Source organism: Paenibacillus sp. sgz302190, from assembly GCF_059820445.1.
Genome location: NZ_JBZYAO010000003.1, coordinates 176,849 through 194,145, shown reverse-complemented (window position 1 = coordinate 194,145; position 17,297 = coordinate 176,849). Strand labels below are relative to the sequence as shown.

Here is a 17,297-nt window from a genome sequence, read left to right as displayed (position 1 = left end):
AATTAAATGCTCACTACTTGGTATCTTCTTTTTTGGTGAAATCGCCGCCGAGCCATTGCGTGCTGAGCTTGGAAAGCGTACCGTCGGCTTTGATCGCCTTCAGCGCCTCATCGATTTTGTCGGCGAGAACCTGCTCGTCTTTATCGTTTTTGCGGAACAAAAACCGCACTTCGGCCTCTTCGAGAATGGGGCCTACCGCTTTCAGTTTGCTTTGCGGATCGATCAGCGGAAGCAGGAAGTCCGCCCCCAGCATTCCGTCTGCGCGTCCCGACGTCAGCTGGCTGACGGAATCGTTAGCCGCTCCGCTTTGGTACACGATATTGATGGCGTTGTTATTCGTCTTGTTGTATTTTTCCAGCAGCGTCGCTTCCGCGCTCGTAGCGGTCGTCAGCGCCTTCTTGCCTTTCAGATCGTCGATCGATTGAATCGCCGTGTTGTCTTTGGACACGATCACCTTCGTTTTCCAGAAAGCGTATGGTTCGTTATTAAACAAATATTTCTGCTCCCGTTCCGGATTTTTCTCCATTTCGTGAGCGACGAAATCGATTTTGTTCGTTTCCAGGCTGAGAAGCAGGTTGGTGAAATCCATCGTTTTGAACTCGAACTCATAATCGGGAAGACGCTTGTCGATCTCTCTGACGAGCTCGATGTCGTAACCGGTCAGCTTGCCGCTGCTGTCCAGAAAAGCTACGTTAGGGAACTGGGTGCCCGTTCCTACGATAATTTTTTTCACCTTTGCCGATTCGGTTCCGGCTGCCGCTGCCTGCGCCTTCGTACCTTCCGCCGCTTTGTCCGCTGTAGAGTCCGCGCTTTTCGCACCGCAGCCCGCCGCCGTCAATGCCAAAGTAAGTGTTGCTGCCCAAACCGTCCATTTTTTCATATTCGTTTCCCCCATGCGCTTCAAAGTTGTTTTATTTAACACATAATTCCTACAGGTTTTATATGAATTAAGCTTGAAACTAATTTATCATTTTCGCCGCAAAATGGATAATAGAGTTTTTCTATATGCATATTAAACATTCGAATATGAATGGCTTTCTTAGATCGGCAACATTTTACATATTTCTATAATGCTGTTGAAAAACAACGTGCTGCCGCCGTTAAGAGCGATCAAATTGGTTTGCAGGGAAACGCTCGAAGTTTCCGGAAAATCAATAGGAAACAGCTTGCCGTCCTCCACTTCCCGGCTGACGCACAGCCCAGGCAAAAACGAAATGCCGGCTTTTTGCAGCACAAGCTTTTTCGCCGTTTCCGAGTTGTCCGTCTTGATTTCGATATTCGGGGGCACATTCAAGCTTTCGAAAATGCGATGGATCCGCATCCAATCCAGCGACCCGCATTCAAAAAACACGAGCGGATGCTTGGCAATCTCCTCTATCGATACTTGCCTGTTTCCTATAAACGGATGCCCTTCATAGACATATAGACGAATCGGATCTTCATAGAGCTTTGCCGATAAAATGTTGGGATGCGTCACACCGCGCACGAAACCTAAATCCAGCTCCTTGTTCAAAACTTTATGGACGATCTCATCCGTCACGCCTGTCGTCAAATGAAAATGTATATCCGGATATTTGAGCTTCAGCTTCGGGATCATTTTCGGTATCACGTAATTGGATACGGACACCGTACAGCCGATGCGCAGCTCGTTCGGCAGCGCTTTTTTTTGCTTAAGCTGGATTTTGCCTTTCTGGTACGTTTGCAGCAGCTGCTGCGCATAGGGCAAAAACTTTTTCCCTTCCTCGGTCAAGTGAATCTGCTTCCCGATCCGGTCAAACAGCTTGCAATCCAGCTCGCGCTCCAGCGATTGAATGCGGGCTGTCACCGACGGCTGCGACAAAAACAGCAGCTCCGCCGCCTTCATAAAACTACCATAGTGAATGACGTAAACGAATGCTTCGATATTCTCAATATTCATTGCGGCAGCCCCCAACAATAATGAAACATTTTAATTCGATTATTCCAATGCATTAACTCGGAATTAAGATTGTTTTCAATATAATCCACATCCTCACCGGTGTCAATACATTTCTTAATCCGCTTTGTCCACCATACAAACCCGGCCGGATGAGCGGCTCATCCGGCTAACGTCCACTATCAGCTAATCAGCCGAATAGTCGTTTTGAGTAGCAATGCCTGATTTTCCCCCCATACATCGGTCGGGTAAATTGCAGGATAAAGTCCGCGGCTTCCAAATTGTTCATACTTGGGAGGTTGTCGGGATGAACAGTTGAATACAGGTATCGACAGCCTCTCTCCCGGGCGCGAAGTTCACGCAGCTTATGAAAATGTCTCTGCAAACCAAGACCGCGAACGGATTCATGGACTACCGTTGAATCCAAAACTCCAACGAGAGGCAATTCCCGCTCCGGCACCCCGAATTCTCTTCCGAGATTGCTTTCACTCATACCGGGAAACACCAGAACCGAATATGCCGCAAGCTTCCCGCCCAGGTAGGCGCCGTAAATTTCACCTTTTTCTTCAACGTGCTGCTGCAAGTACTCTTCATCATCCATGGCAAAAAGCTCTTGGGAAGGGAGCCGTGAAATCACGTCAAGCATTAGCAGCCGTACCTTTTCCACTTCCATATGCCCCAACCGGCGTATCTTGATTTCCGTACCTTCGCTATTCCGCATCAATAGGCCCCCTCCACAGCAGCAGTTCATTAGGTATGAAAATAGTACCACATGATGGGACTGGGCCGCCAATTCGTTCAGCGACTATAACCGATTAAGCAAAAAAACAGCTCCCCTGTGCGCGGGACCTGTTTATTGGTTGTGGGCCGGAACTTTATTTCGTTCGTTCGGGTACGGGCGCAATATCTTTTTGGTAGGCCAGCACGCGGTCCCAGTCCCCGCTAAAGATCGGGACCCGGTAGTAGCCGACCCGTTCGTAAAGCGCAGCCGCTTCCGGCTGCAAAGGGCCGGTCTGCAGCTTGATGCTGCTGTAGCCAAATGCGGCCGCAAGGCGCTCGATCTCGGCGAGAATCGCCTGCGCTACGCCCTTGCGGCGGTAATCGGCGCGCGTGTACATTCTTTTGACTTCGACGGTCGTCTCGTCCAGCGGGCGAAGCGCTCCGCAGCCGACCGGATGGCCGTCAAGGCGGGCGACGACGAACGCTGCGCGGGGCGCTTCGACGTCCTCCGGCTTGAAGCCCGCGCCTCCGTCGGAATGCTGATACAGCGCCGCAAGTTCAGCGCTAAGCTCCCGGATCAATTGCGCGGAGTCTTCGCTGCGCACGTCTTCGGCAGATGCTTTTATCGTTGTCATGATCATATTCCCCTTCCGTTTTCGAATAGAAATCGAGCTGCAATACTAAAGTCGATAATTCCTATGCTTTATATCGGTTTTAGATTTGTTATAAACTTATCACTGCTTTTTGCCATCGTCAATGCGCTTTTCAATAGAAAATTTCAATTTAAAAATAGAAAAATTCAATTGAAATGGCGGGCGGTGGCGGTGACCCAAGCACTTTGCCGTACCGCTTCGCGCATGATAGCGCCGGCTTCGTAACCTTTTTCAAAACTGCGCGTCTAAGGTTATGGAAAAGAATTGCTTGTGAGGAAAGGGAGGGGAATTGGAATGAAGCGTAAAGTTTTGTTAGGGGCGGTGTTCATTACCGCTTGTTGGGGCTTGATGGCGGCTCCCGCGAAAAGCTCGGCTGCCGGGCAAAGCGTCAGGGTTACGCTTCCGGACTTTACGGTGAAGTTAAACGGAAATGAAGTTGACAATCGATACAGACAGTATCCGCTGCTCGTTTATAAGGATATCACCTACGTCCCGATGACATGGTTCGATTGCAGGCTTTTGGGGCTGCAGACGGAGTGGTCGCCGGAAGGAGGATTGAACATTTTTAAAAGCGGCGTCACTTCGTCGTATATGCCGTACACAACAAGTAATAAAAATTCGAATTCGTACAAAGCAACCGTTTCTGCATCCGAAATTTCCATTGGCGGAAAGAAAATCGATAATGCCGAAGAGCCTTACCCGCTCTTGAGCTTTAACGATGTCACCTATTTCCCGCTGACATGGAAATTCGCCCATGATGAGTTCGGTTGGGACTACGCATGGAGCGACTCGGAAGGACTTTCCGTCAATTCCGGCAACCCGCGGGTTACAACGGCGAATCTACCGGCCGGCGTCGGTGAAAACGGTGTCGCCGTGTTTAAAGGGTACTATTATTTTTCCGAGGCGACGGACAACATGAACCGGATTTACAGAGCGCCCGTAAATAACGTGTCGGCCAAAGAACCGGTGTATGAATATGATAGCAGTTCCGTTTACGGCCTTCACCCGCATATAAGTTATTGGGTGTCCGACGGTGAGCTGTGGTTTGCTTACCATATCGGAGGAGCTACTATGGGCTACGATGTGTACTGCAAAGTGAACACCGATGGAAAAGCCGACGGAAAAGCCGACATCGTGCAGCGAGGATACCTTGATTTTAAAAATACGCCGAACGGCACTTTAATCATTGACCAGTCTGTGCCGCCGTCAGGCAACAATCTGAATCTGGTGCCGACAGGGCAAGATAGCGGCGGGCGCAAACATGTGGGCAATCCGAATCTCATTTACGGACAGCATATCGTGTATGGCGATGGTGGCGGCCTAGGCTTTGGGGGCAACCGTTCCACGACAATCATCGGCAGCGACGCGTATGTGATGGGTTCGCCGTTTCCCGTCGACAACCAGAGCTTGAATCGAATTTACAAAATCAATTTGAATACCAACGATACGGTGGCGGTTACCCCATTTGGGGTTTACAACTTCAAAATCATCAACGGCAAACTTTACTATATAAAAGACGCGGATCGTTACTTATATTCATCCAACATGGACGGATCGAACGAGCAAAAACTGTCCGACAAGAAGTATCAGAATTGGTTTGACGAAATCGAGGGCCAACTGTACTACACCTCCGCAGATGAAAACGGCCAAAGCCATCTTTACAAGGCGGACCCGGCCAAAGACGATACGCTTGTGTTGAAGGAAGCTTTGGATGACGTCCAAATCGTGAACGGTAAATTGATATGCAAGGTGGCGGCAGGCGGAGATTACGGGTTAAAAGTGTTTGATAAATCAGGCGAACTCAGTTTGGCCGTGACCGACCAGGTTTCCGAACTTTTTGCGGGCAACGATGCGATCGTGTTCGTTTCCCCGGAAAATAAATCCGTTAAATGGGTGCAGCTGCAATAACGGAAAAAAGGTCGCCCTCGCAGGGAGGGCGACCCGGGCGTCGGAAAAAGCGTAGTGCTGACAGCTACAAGGGCTAGCCCATTAAAGCTGGGGAAAACCTGCAATAGTGTATCTTTTTACCGCCTAGATGCACCAACTTCGAGAAATTCCTGCAAATCTGCAGCAATTTCTGCTCATACAAGCGCTCAGCCCGTCAAAACCTGTAAAAGCCTGCACTTTTGCAGGCTTTTTCCCAGAACGGGCCACTTTCACCGAAAAAGCCTGCACTTTCGCAGGCTTTTCCTCCGGGCTGACCGCCTGCCGGGAATATGCCTGCTCATAGGCGAAAACTCGCCACGTGAGAGCAGGCAATTCTAATTGGCATTGCGCGCGGAAAAAACCTGCAATTGTGCATCTTTTTACCGCCTAGATGCACCAACTTCGAGAAATTCCTGCAAATCTGCAGCAATTTCTGCTCATACAAGCCCTCTGCCCGTCAAAACCGGTAAAAACCTGCACTTTTGCAGGCTTTTACCCAGAACGGGCCACTTTCACCGGAAAAGCCTGCACTTTCGCAGGCTTTTCCTCTGAACTGACCGCCTGCCGGGAATATGCCTGCTCTTGGCGAAAAACTCGCCACACTGGAGCAGGCAATTCTACTTGGCCGCGGGCTTTCGAGGGCTTTCGAGGGCTTTCGCAGCCTTTTCGGCGTGCCCCAACCGCCGCATCACGAACGGCTGCTGCGCGTCTTTGGCGGCGCTGCCGGAGACGATTGCGACGGCGCGATATTTCTCGCTGCGCCGACGCCGCACACGGGCTCGCAGCTCAGAAGCCGGGAGCGGCGAGCAGCCCCAGCCGCCCAGCCGTGTCCCCACGCCACTTAGCTGCGGATTAATAAAGGAACGACGCTCCCTTTATTGACGTCGATTAAACCGAAGTCCGTTATTTTCAGCGCCGGGCTTACAGGTAAGGATAGTGTGCTGATGGACATAATCGGATTATAATGCCGGTAGCCCAGCGATTCCATCGCTTTGCGCAGCCGCTCCACTTCCTCGGCGACCTGCTCCAGCGGGTCTTCCGTTAAAATGCCGCCGACAGGCAGGCGAAGTCCGGCGATCACTTTTCCGTCCTCGACAACGCTAAAGCCTCCTTGATTGCGGATCACCTCGTTGGCCGCTATCATCATGTCGAGCGGATTATGCCCGACAACGAGCAGGTTATGATTGTCGTGAGAGTACGTCGTCGCCACGGCTCCGCGTCGGATCGTATCGCCGCCGATGAGGCCGTACGCGCGGTTGCCGTTTTTGCCGTAGCGCTCGAACGTCGCGATAAGCGCGCAGCCGCTCTCCTCCCAGCGAAGCTTTCCTTCGCGGACTTCGACCTCGATCTGACGCTCCTCGGTGAACGTCGATCCGTCCTTGACCGTCATCGCGCGGGCCACATACCGGTTATCGTCAGCGCCCACGCTTACCGCGAAATCCGCTTCCGTCAGCTCCTCCATCTGTACGCTTTGGTAGTAATGCGCCGGAAAGGCTTTTGTACTTGCGGCAGGAACGTACGCCTCGCGCCGGTCGTAAACTTTACGGCCGCCCTTGAAAACCTGGTCGATCGTCAACTGCTCCAGATCGGTCAGCAGCTGAAAATCGGCGATTTTCCCGGGGGCGATGACGCCGCGGTCATGCATTCTCATGCGTTTGGCCGGAGAAAACGTAGCGGCATAAATCGCATGCTCCGGCTTCATTCCCATGCCGATCGCTTTGCGGACGATGTGATTCAGATGTCCGCGGCGCGCAAAAGAATCGGCCATCACGTCATCGGTCACGAAGCAAAAATGCTCGGATACGTCGCGGCCGGTCAAATACGCCATCACTTCCGGCGTCATCGATTTTTCCTGAATTTCGATAAACATCCCGGCGGCGATCCGCGCTTCCATGCCTTCAATCGTCTGGTGCGTATGATCGGAATCGACTCCGCTGTAAATCATCCGGTGCAAGTCCAGATCCAGCAGCTTCGGCACATGCCCTTCAATAATGAGATGCGGGTAGCGGCTGCGAACATGGTTTAAAATGCGATTCGTCTTGCAGTCGGGATCCGAAATCACATCCACGTAGTTCATAATCTCGCCCAAACAAATGATTCGTTCCGTGCGCAGCAGTTCGTCGATATCTTCGATCTCTATCGTGCCCCCGGTCGTTTCCAGAGAAGTCGCGGGCACAGAGCTTGGTATGGCATAGAACATGTCCGCCACGCAGTGCGCGCTGGCCTTGATCATTTCCTTTACCCCGCTCAGCCCGAACACATTGGCCATCTCGTGAGGTTCAGGAACGATCGTCGTGACGCCGTTGCGGATCAGGCCGTAAGAGAACGTCTCCGGTGTAACCATCGTGCTTTCAATATGCAAATGGATATCGATGAGGCCGGGAATCAGGAAGCGTCCTTCCCCGTCCAGGCGCTCCGCCGCTTCGAAGCTGTCGCCTCCCCGCTCCCCGATATATAGAAACTTTCCGTCCAAAATAGCCGCGTTGCCCCGAATGAACGTTTTCAAATAACCGTTATAAATTCGTACATTTTCAATCCATGTATCTACACGCATCTGCCTTCCCCTCCACGTACGCTACTCAACTAAAACCAGCTTCTCGCCCGGAAAAAGAAGCCGCACTTCCTGACCGCCCGGATAAGGGAGCTCCATTTCTTTATTGACGGTAAAATCGCCCAGCGCCGTCTCGACGACGTACTGATAGCTTCTGCCGAGAAACGTGCTTACTTTGACCCGGCCGGTCAACCGGTTCGCTCCTTCCTCCATTTCGCTCGTGCTTGCGATGATGACATCGTCCGGACGAATGGCTCCCTGCTTGCCGGCCTGCTCCCCTTTGCCGGGGTGCCTCGTTACGGAAAACGCAATCCCCTTCGCTTTCAGCTCAATCGCATCTCCGGCTTCGGTTCTTTCATCGAAAGCGATAAAATTCGTAAAACCGGTAAAACGGGCGACAAATTCGGTTTTCGGATATTTGAAAATCGTGGCCGGAGCGCCCAACTGCTCGATCACTCCTTTATTCATAATCGCCACCTGATCGGAGATCGAGAAGCACTCTTCCTGATCGTGCGATACGTAGACGGTCGTAATGCCAAGCTCCTGCTGGATGCGGCGGATCTCCACCCGCATATTGACGCGCAGGTTGGCGTCCAGATTGCTCAGCGGTTCGTCGAAAAGCAGCAGTTCGGGCTCGATGACGAGCGCTCTGGCAATCGCTACCCGCTGTCTTTGGCCCCCTGACAGTTCTTTCGGAAACCGCTGCTCGAAGCCGGACAAGCTGACGATGTCCAGTATGTTCCGTACCCGCCGCTCGATCTCGGCCCGGTTCACTTTGCGCAGCCGGAGACCGAAGGCGACATTGTCGTAAACGGACAAATGCGGGAACAAGGCATAGCTCTGAAACACGAAACCGAAGTTTCGTTTGTTTACAGGGACGCGCGTGTAATCTTTGCCGCCCAGCGAGAAAGTGCCCGCCTTCGCCTCGATGAACCCTGCAATAAGCCGCAAAGTCGTCGTTTTCCCGCATCCGCTCGGACCGAGCAGCGAAATAAGGCTGCCTTTTTCAACGCTCAGGTTGAAGTTTTGCAGAATATATTGCTGGCCGTAGGCGACCGATATATTTTCCAGTGATAGCAATGCCATGGACAAAAGCCTCCGTTATCGTTTGGTGAAGTAGGACAATCCCATCAACCGTTCAATAATGAACATAAGTACCGCGGTGAACATCATCAGCAGCACGGAAATCGCGGCAATCGTAGGGTCAAAATGGTTCTCCACATACGTCAGCATCTGAATCGGCAGCGTACTGACGCCCGGCCCCGTCATGAAGACCGAAATGTCGACATTGTTGAACGATTCCAGAAATGCGATCAGAATGGCGGCGATAATACCGGATTTGATATTCGGCAAAACGACTTTGAAAAATGTTTTCAATTGGCCGGCGCCGAGGCTTAATGCCGCTTCCTCCACCGCAAAATCGAAATTCGCCAAGCTCGACGCAACGACGCGGATAATAAACGGCAGCATGATCACCGTATGGCCGACGAGCAGCGCCGCATAGATCGGCAGGTGGTACATGACGATAATGTATTTGAGCATCGCAAAACCAAGCACGATACCGGGAATAAGCACCGGCGAAATGAAAATCGCGTTCAGCGCCTCTTTTCCTTTGAACTGGAACCGGCTCAGCGCATATGCCGCAGGAATGCCGAGCAGCAGCGCGAGCAAATTCCCCAGCAGCGAGACGATAATCGAGGTGTTGAAGGTCGTCATGAACATTTTGACCTCCAGGATGTTCCGGTACCATTTTAAAGAGAAGCCTTGCGGCGGAAATTTCAGCACGCTGCCCGGCTCAAATGAAGCAAAGGCGATAATGACGAGCGGCCCGAGCAAAAATATATACACAAGAAGCGTAAACAAGGCCAGCCCCCGATTTTTCTCCCGCATATTTCTACCCCTTCGGATTCAATTTAGTGGCCAGCTTGTTCATCAGCGCGATAACCGCGAAGGTGATCGCAATCATAATGACGGCAATGACGGAGGCGAGGTGCCAGTCGTTAAGCGTAATCGCATTTTGATACAAAAATGTGGAGATGACCCGCTGCTTGCCTCCGAGCAAAGCCGGCGTCGTGTAAGCCGTCAAGCTTCCGACAAAAACTAGAATGCTGCCTATGATCAATCCGGGTACGCTGAGCGGCACGATCACTTTGACGAAAGCCGTAAGCCGGCCCGCTCCGAGGCTCTCCGCTGCTTTAAGCAGATCCGCATCTATATTCTCAAGAACGCCGACCAGTGTAATAATGATGAGCGGCAAAAACAGATGGATGAGGCCGATCATCATCGCCGTCGGCGTATACAGGATGTCAAGCGGCTCTTTAATGAGGCCGATGGCCAGCAAGGCGTTGTTGAGCAGCCCTTTTTTGCCCAAAATAATCATCCAGCTGAACGACCTGACCACCGAGCTTGTCAGCAGCGGAAAAATCGCCAGCGCAAGCAAAATCGCTTTATGCCGCGGACTTTGCTTGGAAATGAAGTAAGCGACCGGAAAACCCAGCAGCACGCATAGAAGCGTAGTTACGAGGCTGACGCGCAGCGTGGTCCACACAATTTGCAGAAAATAAGGGTCTTTGAAAAAGTTCAAGTACCCGGCGAGCGTAAAAGTACCGTTATCGAAAAAGGTCGAACCGATCGTCAGGACGATCGGAACTACCATAAATACCGCCAGGAACGCCAGTCCCGGCAGCAGCATGAAAGGCAAGTACGTTTTTTTCATGTAACTTACTCCTGTTCCACGGTTCGCTTAGGCACGCAGCGCGCCGACAAATAGCTTGAGAAATTCGTCCGCCGACACGTCCAGGCTCACATGAACGTTAGCCGCTTTGGACAAGCGGTTTTGGAAATCGCACACGGTCTGCCCGTCGCACAGCTCGCTTTTGGTTTCCACATCTACGTAGTAATGGCGCGTTGTGACCAATTGCTTGTTCAGCGCGACTCCGACGGCCAGCGGATCGTGAAGCGCGCATGCCCGAACGCCGTTGCGCTCATAGTAGCGCTGCATATAGTCAGCCGTGCTCGTCTTGACATATTCGGCCAGAGGAGAATCCCCGAGCTCCCGGATATGTTCTTCGGTCATGAGCGCCTTGCGCGTCACATCCAGTCCTACGAGCGTCAAATCCGGAAAACCGGCCTGGAAAACGAGCTTGGCCGCTTCGGGATCGACGTACATGTTGTATTCCGCCGTAGGGGTTACATTGCCGAACCCTTGGACGACACCTCCCATTACGATCACTTCCTTCACCTGGTGCACAAGCTCAGGATACTTCATGACCGTCATGGCCAAATTCGTCAGCGGCGCCGTCATGACCAAAGTGACTTCGCCGTCGTACCGCTTCACTTGTTCAGCGATAAAGTCGGTTGCATGCCCTGCCGCCGGCTGCATGAGAACCTCCATATCGGCTAACGCGCCGCCGATTCCGTCCTTGCCGTGAACCCGGTGCTCGAAAAAAGAACTCCGCATCAAAGGCTTGTTAGCCCCCCGAACGACCGGAATTTCCCGTTCCATTCCGGCCAGCTGAAGGATTTTGCACGTATTCTCGGTAGCCTGGTCCAGCGAGACGTTGCCGTTCACCGTCGTGATGCCGAGCACATCGAGCTCCCCGCTGCGAATCGCCAGCAAAATAGCGAGCGCATCGTCCACTCCCGTATCCACATCGAGGATCACTTTCTTTTTCATAAGTACGCTCCTTTCCGTCCTGTACAAGAAAAAGCAAGGGTATATACGTTCATATACCCTTGACTCATTTTCACTTACTTGGCAACTTCCTTATTCCAGCGGTCAATCCACGATTTCAAATGCTCGTTGACGAATTTCATATCCAGCTTGCGCAGCTTGTTCACAACGTCGGCACCGTACGTAATCCCTTCGGCCTCGTTAGCCGAAAGCTGAAGCGTCGTGTTAACGGGCGAGTCCACTTTTGCCTTGGCCGACTTTTCCTGAACTTCCTTGCTCAAATGCCAGTTGATAAAATCTTCCGCCAGCTGCTTATGCTTGCTTCCTTTGATAACGTTGACCGTATTCATAACGGCGTAGGCCCCTTCTTCCGGGGAAATGAATTTCGTTTCCGGCACGGCCGCTTTCAAATCTTTTACATACATTTCCATAATCGGGCCGGCGGCGATTTCTCCTTGCGCGAACATGTTGACGAACTCGGAAGTTTGCCCGTAATATTTGACGACCCCTTTGTTCAATTCCTTCGCCTTGGCAAACGCCTGGTCTTCATTGAACGTAGTGCTGCCGGCAACGATCGAGGCCGCATCCAGCACCATCGGGCCCGTCGTCGACGTAATGTTCGGCATAGTCAGCTTTTTGGAGAGCTCAGGGCTCCACAGGTCGCTCCACGACTTGATTTCCTTGCCCGCAGCTTTCGGATTATAGGCGATGCCCAGGCGGCCGATCGTGTATGCCGGACCGTAATCTTCACCGAGCGGCGCTTTCGCGATGTCGTAAATGTCTTTCAAATTCGGGATGCGGCTGCGGTCGATTTTGTCGAACAATCCCGCTTCAATACCCTGCTGCGCGTAGTAATCCGACAAATAAATAAGGTCGACGCTCGAGCTGCCCTGCTTCACTTTGTTCAAACGGTCTGCGTTGTTGCCCACTTCCAGCACGATTTTAACATTATGCTCTTTCTCAAACGGCGCATATACTTCTTTCTTGAAGAAATCGTCGGAAAACCCCCAGGTGGAAATCACCAATTGTTCCGGTTCCCCTTTGGAGGCGGCGGCTGTCGCCGAAGCGGCGGGACTGGCGTTACCCTGTTCTTTTGCAGGCGAAGTTCCGCATCCTGTCAAGGCCAGTCCTGCTACAGAAAGGGTAAGCAACCCGCGGATCATAGTTTGTTTCATGTTCATCGTCCTCCCAATGTGGATTATATCGGTTTACATATAAAAAAGAAAAAGCACGCTTGTATAGAAGAAGAAAACTTCTAACAAGAGCACTTTTCATTGTAAACAATGCAAAGAGACATCTGTTGCCGTACATGCGGTTTCCTCTTAAGATAGATCAAAAGAGAAACACCGTCGTATTTCAGAATTCCGTTTGTTTCAAAATAATATTCGTAATGGCCCATTGAGTCGGCGGATCATAATCCCTTAATACCGCTTCGATGGGTAAGCTTAATTCCTGCTCCAGCTTCTCACGGATCTTCTTCTTATAAATCGAAGACATGTAAAAATCGACCTCATGCTTGAGCGAAGGAGCCTCGCCTTCCAATGCCGTTGAGCGCGGTGACCGGCGGTGCTTGGCATGAAACGTGATGATGTTGCCGTCCAGCGATACCTTCAGCAAGATCGTACCAAAGCCGAACAGCTCTTTGGAAATGTCGTTATACAGGTGACACAGCTTCTTCTTATATTCGTTAGAATCCGGGAGGGACATGCAATCACCTTCAGAACAATAATCGACTTTTCTTGCATTTCTTTTTATAATACATAGGTTTTCAGAATTAATCAAGTAAATCGTTCGTCTTTTTATCAAAAAACTCGCGAATTATTCGTTCAGACCGCCTTAAATTATTCATTTTTCCGAATGTATAAATTACATTAAATTTTTCGGGAAGTCGATATTCAATACAGCCGGCGCCTAACCGACAAACACATCATTCTTCTGCTCGTTGTTCCATTTGCAGAAGAAACTACGGTATAATAGAAGAAAGCGGATTAAGATGGCCGGAAGCCAATCTTTTGAAGCATTGAAGGCTGTGATCCAGGAAATTAACCATAACCCGCCGAATAGGAGGAGAACGATGGATTCAAGCCGGACAGGACCGGATATTCACCAACCGCATGACAGTTCTTACCGCTTTTTGTTGTCCAGCAAGAAGCTGTTTATCGAATTGCTCCGCTCGTTTGTCCGCAGAGGTTGGGTCGAGCAAGTCGACGAAACGGATGTCGAGACTATTAACCAAACGTTTGTGCTGCCTGATTTCAAACGCAAAAAAGCCGATCTGGTGTACAAGGTGCGTCTGAACGGGCGGGATGTTATTTTTTACTTGCTGATGGAGTATCAATCTACGGTCGATGTAGAGATGCCTTACCGCCTTTTGCTGTATCAGGTGGAAATTTGGCGCTATGTGCTTCGAAACCAGGACGATGCGGGCGAAAGAAAAGCTTTTGCACTGCCAGCCATCGTACCTATCGTGCTATATAACGGCAGTCGTCCGTGGACGGCCAAGCGTCGATTCCGCGAACTGCTCGCCGGTGAGGAAGCGTTCGGGCCGGAACTGCTCGATTTCGAGTATATCCTGCTGGACGTGGAGCGCTACACTGAGGAAGAGTTGCTCGCGTTGTCGAACACGATCGGCTCTGTATTTTTACTAGATCAAACTGCGGACCAAGAACTGCTGCTGGAAAGACTGCGCAAGCTGATGGGCACGATCCGGCGTATGCCGGAAGATTTGCAGGGACAGTTCATCAGCTGGCTCGCAAACATAATCAGCGTACAGCTGCCGCCGGATAGCCAAGACGTCGAGAAGTTGATCCAGGAAATCAAAGAGAAGGGAGGGACCACTATGGGGCTGCAAAAAAATCTGGAAGCAATCAAGCTCAAAGGAAAAGAAGAGGGTAAAATAGAGGGAAAAGAAGAGGGTAAAAAAGACGTTGCAAAAAACCTGATTGAAATGGGACTGGACAACCCGGCTATTGCGACAGCGACCGGGTTTTCAGTGGAAAAGATCGAACAGTTGCGTAAACAAGTCCATTGACGAACGGAGAATTCGTTGCGCCCGATGAGTGAACAGCCGCAAAGAAGCCTGCCGCACCCGACTCTGCCAAGAGCAAGGTGCAGCAGGCTTTTTCGATGCAGACTACATAAGCGGGTATCGGCTGCCTAGCCGGACTTTTTCGAAAAAATGTTCCCCGCCGACCTGCCCGCCCTTGAGCGCCAGCTCAAGTCCGTCGAATTGCGGGGCCCGCGAAAACGCCCGGCACAAAGGGCCGCCGGGTTCGAGCAGCGACTTGCACGCGAGGGCATAGATGCCCAGCTCGCGCGTGATGTACCCGGATGTATCGCCGCCGGCGATCAGCACCCGGGATAGGCCGCAGGCCAGCACAAGCTCGCGGGTCAACGCGCCGAGCGCCTTGCCGAGCAGCTCGCCGCTGGCGCCTGCCGGCAGCCCCTGCGCGGCCAGCGCTTCGCGCGCGCGGGCAATCGCCTCGTCCTGCGGGCCCGCGGCCGAGTAGACGACCACGCTGCGGCCGCTGTCCAGCGCAGCCCGCGCTTCCTGCAGCAGCCGGCTTCGCGCTGCTGCGGCCAGCTCCGGGCGCAGCAGCTCCTCGGCCGGCACGCGGATTCCCGCGTAGCCGGCGGCAAGCGCGCGCCCGATCTGCCGCTGCGTCACAGGCGAGCAGCTGCCTGAGACGACGAGCAGCCGCTCGACGGCTTCGGGCGACCGGCCCGCCTGCGCTTCCGCAGGCAGCAGGCCGGCTTCCCGCCAGCAGGCGGCGAGCGCATACTCGACGCCGGACGAGCCGACCGCAAACAGCGTCCCGCCTGCTTGCGCTTCTTCCCACAGCAGCCTGCCGGCCGTATGCAGGCGCGCTTCATCCAGCACGTCGAACAGCACGATGTCCGGCCGCTCTTCGTCCAGCTTGCGGGCGAAACGTTCCCGCACAGCCGCTTGCGGGCCTTCCAGCGCTAAAATATCGAACAAAGCGCTGGGCAATGCGGTTTGTTCCTGTAAATGCAGGCGCAGATCGGATTCTGCCATCGGCGTCACCGGGTGGCGCGACATCGTCGGATGGCGATCCAGACGGTATGTGTCCGCTCCCGCTCCAGTGCCGACCCCGGCAGCGGCAAAATGATGGCCGAAAACCGTATACCTGCCCAAATAAGGCACGCCGGCGATGACGGGAACGTAGCGGCCGCCGAATACTTTGCGGCCGATTTCGATCGCTTTGCCGATGCTGCCGATAGCCGGCGATGAATCGAAAGTCGAGCAAACTTTGTAATGAAACACGGCGGGCTCTGCCGCCCGCATCGTTACAAACAGCGGGGCCAGCTCGCGCTCCATCTCCGCGGGGCTTAACGAGCGCCCTACGCCGGCGACGCCGAAGCATTCCGCATCGCGGAACCGCCCTTCCAGCATCTCCTGCGTAGGCGGCTCAAGGAACAGCACCGTATTGAGCCCGGCCCGAAACAGCGCTTCCAGCACATCGGTCGAGCCCGTGAAATCATCTCCGTAGTAGCCGAGCAGACGGCGCGGCTTGCCGCTGCCGTCCCCCGATTTTTTAACGCTCATGGCCGGCTCAACCTTTCCCGAATTTCTCGATCGCCCGTCTGAGCGCCGGATGCTGTGCGGCATAAGCGTCCAGCGGAATGCCCCGGACAGCCGCTTCCCAGCCGAGCTTCATGCTTTCGAAGCCGGCTGAAGGCCCGTCCGGATGGGCCAGCATGCCGCCTCCGGCCAAGTGCATCACATCGACGGAGCCCGTTGCTTCGTAAGTAGCCGGCGCGGTGCCGGCCCACTGCATCGAAGAGACGACAGGCATCGCCATACAGCCGCCGAGCAGAGGCGTCATGCACGCCTCGATCGAGCGCAGTACCGATTCGTTGCTTTCATAAAATTTGCTGTTCAGTCCGTTCACATGCAGATGATCCGCGCCGGCCAGACGGCACAGCTTTTGGTAAGCGGTAAATTCAAAACCCAGCAGCGGACTGCGCGTCAGCGCCCCCCATTGGTTGCGGTGGCCGTGAATCGGCACTTCGCTGAATTGATTCAAGTACGCGAGCCCGCTCAAGCCGATGCTGAGAATGCTGACCATGACGCAAGTTCCGCCGGCTTGAACGACCGTCTCGTGATTGCGCTTCAGCTCCTCCATATCGCCGGTAATGTTGAAGGCGTACATCAGTTTTTTGCCCGTCGCATCCGCCGCCCGCTCCACGGCCTCCATGACGGCCTTCACCTTTTGCTCCAGAGGCGCGAACGGGGGATTCGCATTCAGCTCGTCGTCTTTTATAAAATCCATGCCGGCTTTAGCCAGCTTTTCTACCAGCTCCGCCAACTGTTCGACAGACAGCCCGATGCTCGGCTTTACTATCGTGCCTAGCAGCGGACGGCCGTAGACACCGGTCAGCCTGCGCGTCCCTTCGATGCCGAATTTCGGCCCGAAATACCGCGTTTTGAAGCTTTCGGGCAGCTCCAGGTCCACCAGCCTCAAGCCCGACAGCTCCTGCAGTTCGTACAAATTGCCCGCCACCGCCGACAGCAAATTCGGAATGGAAGGGCCGAAATTGTGCAGTGGAAAGGATACTTGGACGCGGCCCCGCCGAAACTTGCCGTCATGCCCGGCGGGCACCTTCGCTCCGGGCAGCGAAGGCCTGTCTGCCTCGTCGAGCGGCTCGATATGTTCGACAACCGCGCCGTGATTCGCCTTCAATTCGTCCGTTTCGCCCGGAACGGCCGTGAAAGTGCCCGTAGACTGCTCCCCGGCGATGACCGCCGCCACATGTTCCAGCGAATACGGCGTCTCCACCAAATAAGTTGCGATAACCCGTTCCTGATTCATCAGGCATCTCCTCTCCTTCGACCGA

Annotated in this window: 15 protein-coding genes; 2 read left to right on the top strand and 13 right to left on the bottom strand. The window is 53.3% G+C overall.

Annotated features, from left to right (window positions below; all coding sequences use genetic code 11):
• Window positions 1-13: 13 nt before the first annotated feature.
• From AC6RNO_RS05965 to AC6RNO_RS05950, 4 genes are all read right to left on the bottom strand, one after another.
• Complete coding sequence (locus AC6RNO_RS05965) at window positions 14-880, bottom strand: transporter substrate-binding domain-containing protein (protein ID WP_474685841.1); 867 nt, start codon at window positions 878-880, stop codon at window positions 14-16.
• A gap of 159 nt (window positions 881-1,039) precedes the next feature.
• On the bottom strand, window positions 1,040-1,918 hold the full coding sequence (locus AC6RNO_RS05960) for a LysR substrate-binding domain-containing protein (protein WP_497104936.1): 879 nt from the start codon (window positions 1,916-1,918) through the stop codon (window positions 1,040-1,042).
• A gap of 187 nt (window positions 1,919-2,105) precedes the next feature.
• Window positions 2,106-2,636 carry a GNAT family N-acetyltransferase gene (locus tag AC6RNO_RS05955; protein ID WP_497104935.1) on the bottom strand — a complete coding sequence of 177 codons (531 nt, stop codon included), beginning with the start codon at window positions 2,634-2,636 and terminating at the stop codon, window positions 2,106-2,108.
• 154 nt (window positions 2,637-2,790) lie between these two features.
• Entirely contained in the window at window positions 2,791-3,270 is a 480-nt protein-coding gene (locus tag AC6RNO_RS05950) for a GNAT family N-acetyltransferase (RefSeq protein WP_474685835.1), read from the bottom strand.
• A 312-nt stretch (window positions 3,271-3,582) separates the two neighbouring features.
• Here AC6RNO_RS05950 and AC6RNO_RS05945 point away from each other — a divergent pair, with 312 nt between their 5' ends.
• Window positions 3,583-5,196 (top strand): DUF5050 domain-containing protein, encoded by a 1,614-nt coding sequence (locus AC6RNO_RS05945; protein ID WP_497104934.1) that lies wholly within the window; start codon window positions 3,583-3,585, stop codon window positions 5,194-5,196.
• A gap of 859 nt (window positions 5,197-6,055) precedes the next feature.
• Here AC6RNO_RS05945 and AC6RNO_RS05940 read toward each other — a convergent pair.
• The 7 genes from AC6RNO_RS05940 to AC6RNO_RS05910 all read right to left on the bottom strand — a co-directional run bounded on the left by AC6RNO_RS05940 (window position 6,056) and on the right by AC6RNO_RS05910 (window position 13,145).
• Window positions 6,056-7,768 carry an adenine deaminase C-terminal domain-containing protein gene (locus AC6RNO_RS05940; protein ID WP_497104933.1) on the bottom strand — a complete coding sequence of 571 codons (1,713 nt, stop codon included), beginning with the start codon at window positions 7,766-7,768 and terminating at the stop codon, window positions 6,056-6,058.
• Between the two features lie 21 nt (window positions 7,769-7,789).
• Window positions 7,790-8,851 (bottom strand): ATP-binding cassette domain-containing protein, encoded by a 1,062-nt coding sequence (locus AC6RNO_RS05935; protein ID WP_497104932.1) that lies wholly within the window; start codon window positions 8,849-8,851, stop codon window positions 7,790-7,792.
• A 15-nt stretch (window positions 8,852-8,866) separates the two neighbouring features.
• Complete coding sequence (locus tag AC6RNO_RS05930; RefSeq protein ID WP_474685827.1) at window positions 8,867-9,655, bottom strand: ABC transporter permease; 789 nt, start codon at window positions 9,653-9,655, stop codon at window positions 8,867-8,869.
• Between the two features lie 4 nt (window positions 9,656-9,659).
• Window positions 9,660-10,481 (bottom strand): ABC transporter permease, encoded by an 822-nt coding sequence (locus AC6RNO_RS05925; protein WP_474685825.1) that lies wholly within the window; start codon window positions 10,479-10,481, stop codon window positions 9,660-9,662.
• Between the two features lie 27 nt (window positions 10,482-10,508).
• Window positions 10,509-11,441, bottom strand: coding sequence for a nucleoside hydrolase (locus AC6RNO_RS05920; RefSeq protein WP_497104931.1), 933 nt, complete (start codon window positions 11,439-11,441; stop codon window positions 10,509-10,511).
• Between the two features lie 74 nt (window positions 11,442-11,515).
• Window positions 11,516-12,613 carry an ABC transporter substrate-binding protein gene (locus tag AC6RNO_RS05915; RefSeq protein WP_474685820.1) on the bottom strand — a complete coding sequence of 366 codons (1,098 nt, stop codon included), beginning with the start codon at window positions 12,611-12,613 and terminating at the stop codon, window positions 11,516-11,518.
• A 181-nt stretch (window positions 12,614-12,794) separates the two neighbouring features.
• Complete coding sequence (locus tag AC6RNO_RS05910; protein ID WP_488438211.1) at window positions 12,795-13,145, bottom strand: DUF2294 domain-containing protein; 351 nt, start codon at window positions 13,143-13,145, stop codon at window positions 12,795-12,797.
• A 367-nt stretch (window positions 13,146-13,512) separates the two neighbouring features.
• Between AC6RNO_RS05910 and AC6RNO_RS05905 the strand changes: the two genes are divergently transcribed.
• Window positions 13,513-14,469 (top strand): Rpn family recombination-promoting nuclease/putative transposase, encoded by a 957-nt coding sequence (locus tag AC6RNO_RS05905; protein WP_497104930.1) that lies wholly within the window; start codon window positions 13,513-13,515, stop codon window positions 14,467-14,469.
• Between the two features lie 102 nt (window positions 14,470-14,571).
• On the opposite strand, the gene AC6RNO_RS05900 is transcribed toward AC6RNO_RS05905, so the two are convergent.
• The gene (locus tag AC6RNO_RS05900) at window positions 14,572-16,005 is read right to left on the bottom strand and encodes a four-carbon acid sugar kinase family protein (protein ID WP_497104929.1); all 1,434 of its coding nucleotides are present in this window, start codon (window positions 16,003-16,005) and stop codon (window positions 14,572-14,574) included.
• A 7-nt stretch (window positions 16,006-16,012) separates the two neighbouring features.
• Complete coding sequence (locus AC6RNO_RS05895; RefSeq protein ID WP_497104928.1) at window positions 16,013-17,272, bottom strand: RuBisCO large subunit C-terminal-like domain-containing protein; 1,260 nt, start codon at window positions 17,270-17,272, stop codon at window positions 16,013-16,015.
• Window positions 17,273-17,297 lie beyond the last annotated feature (25 nt).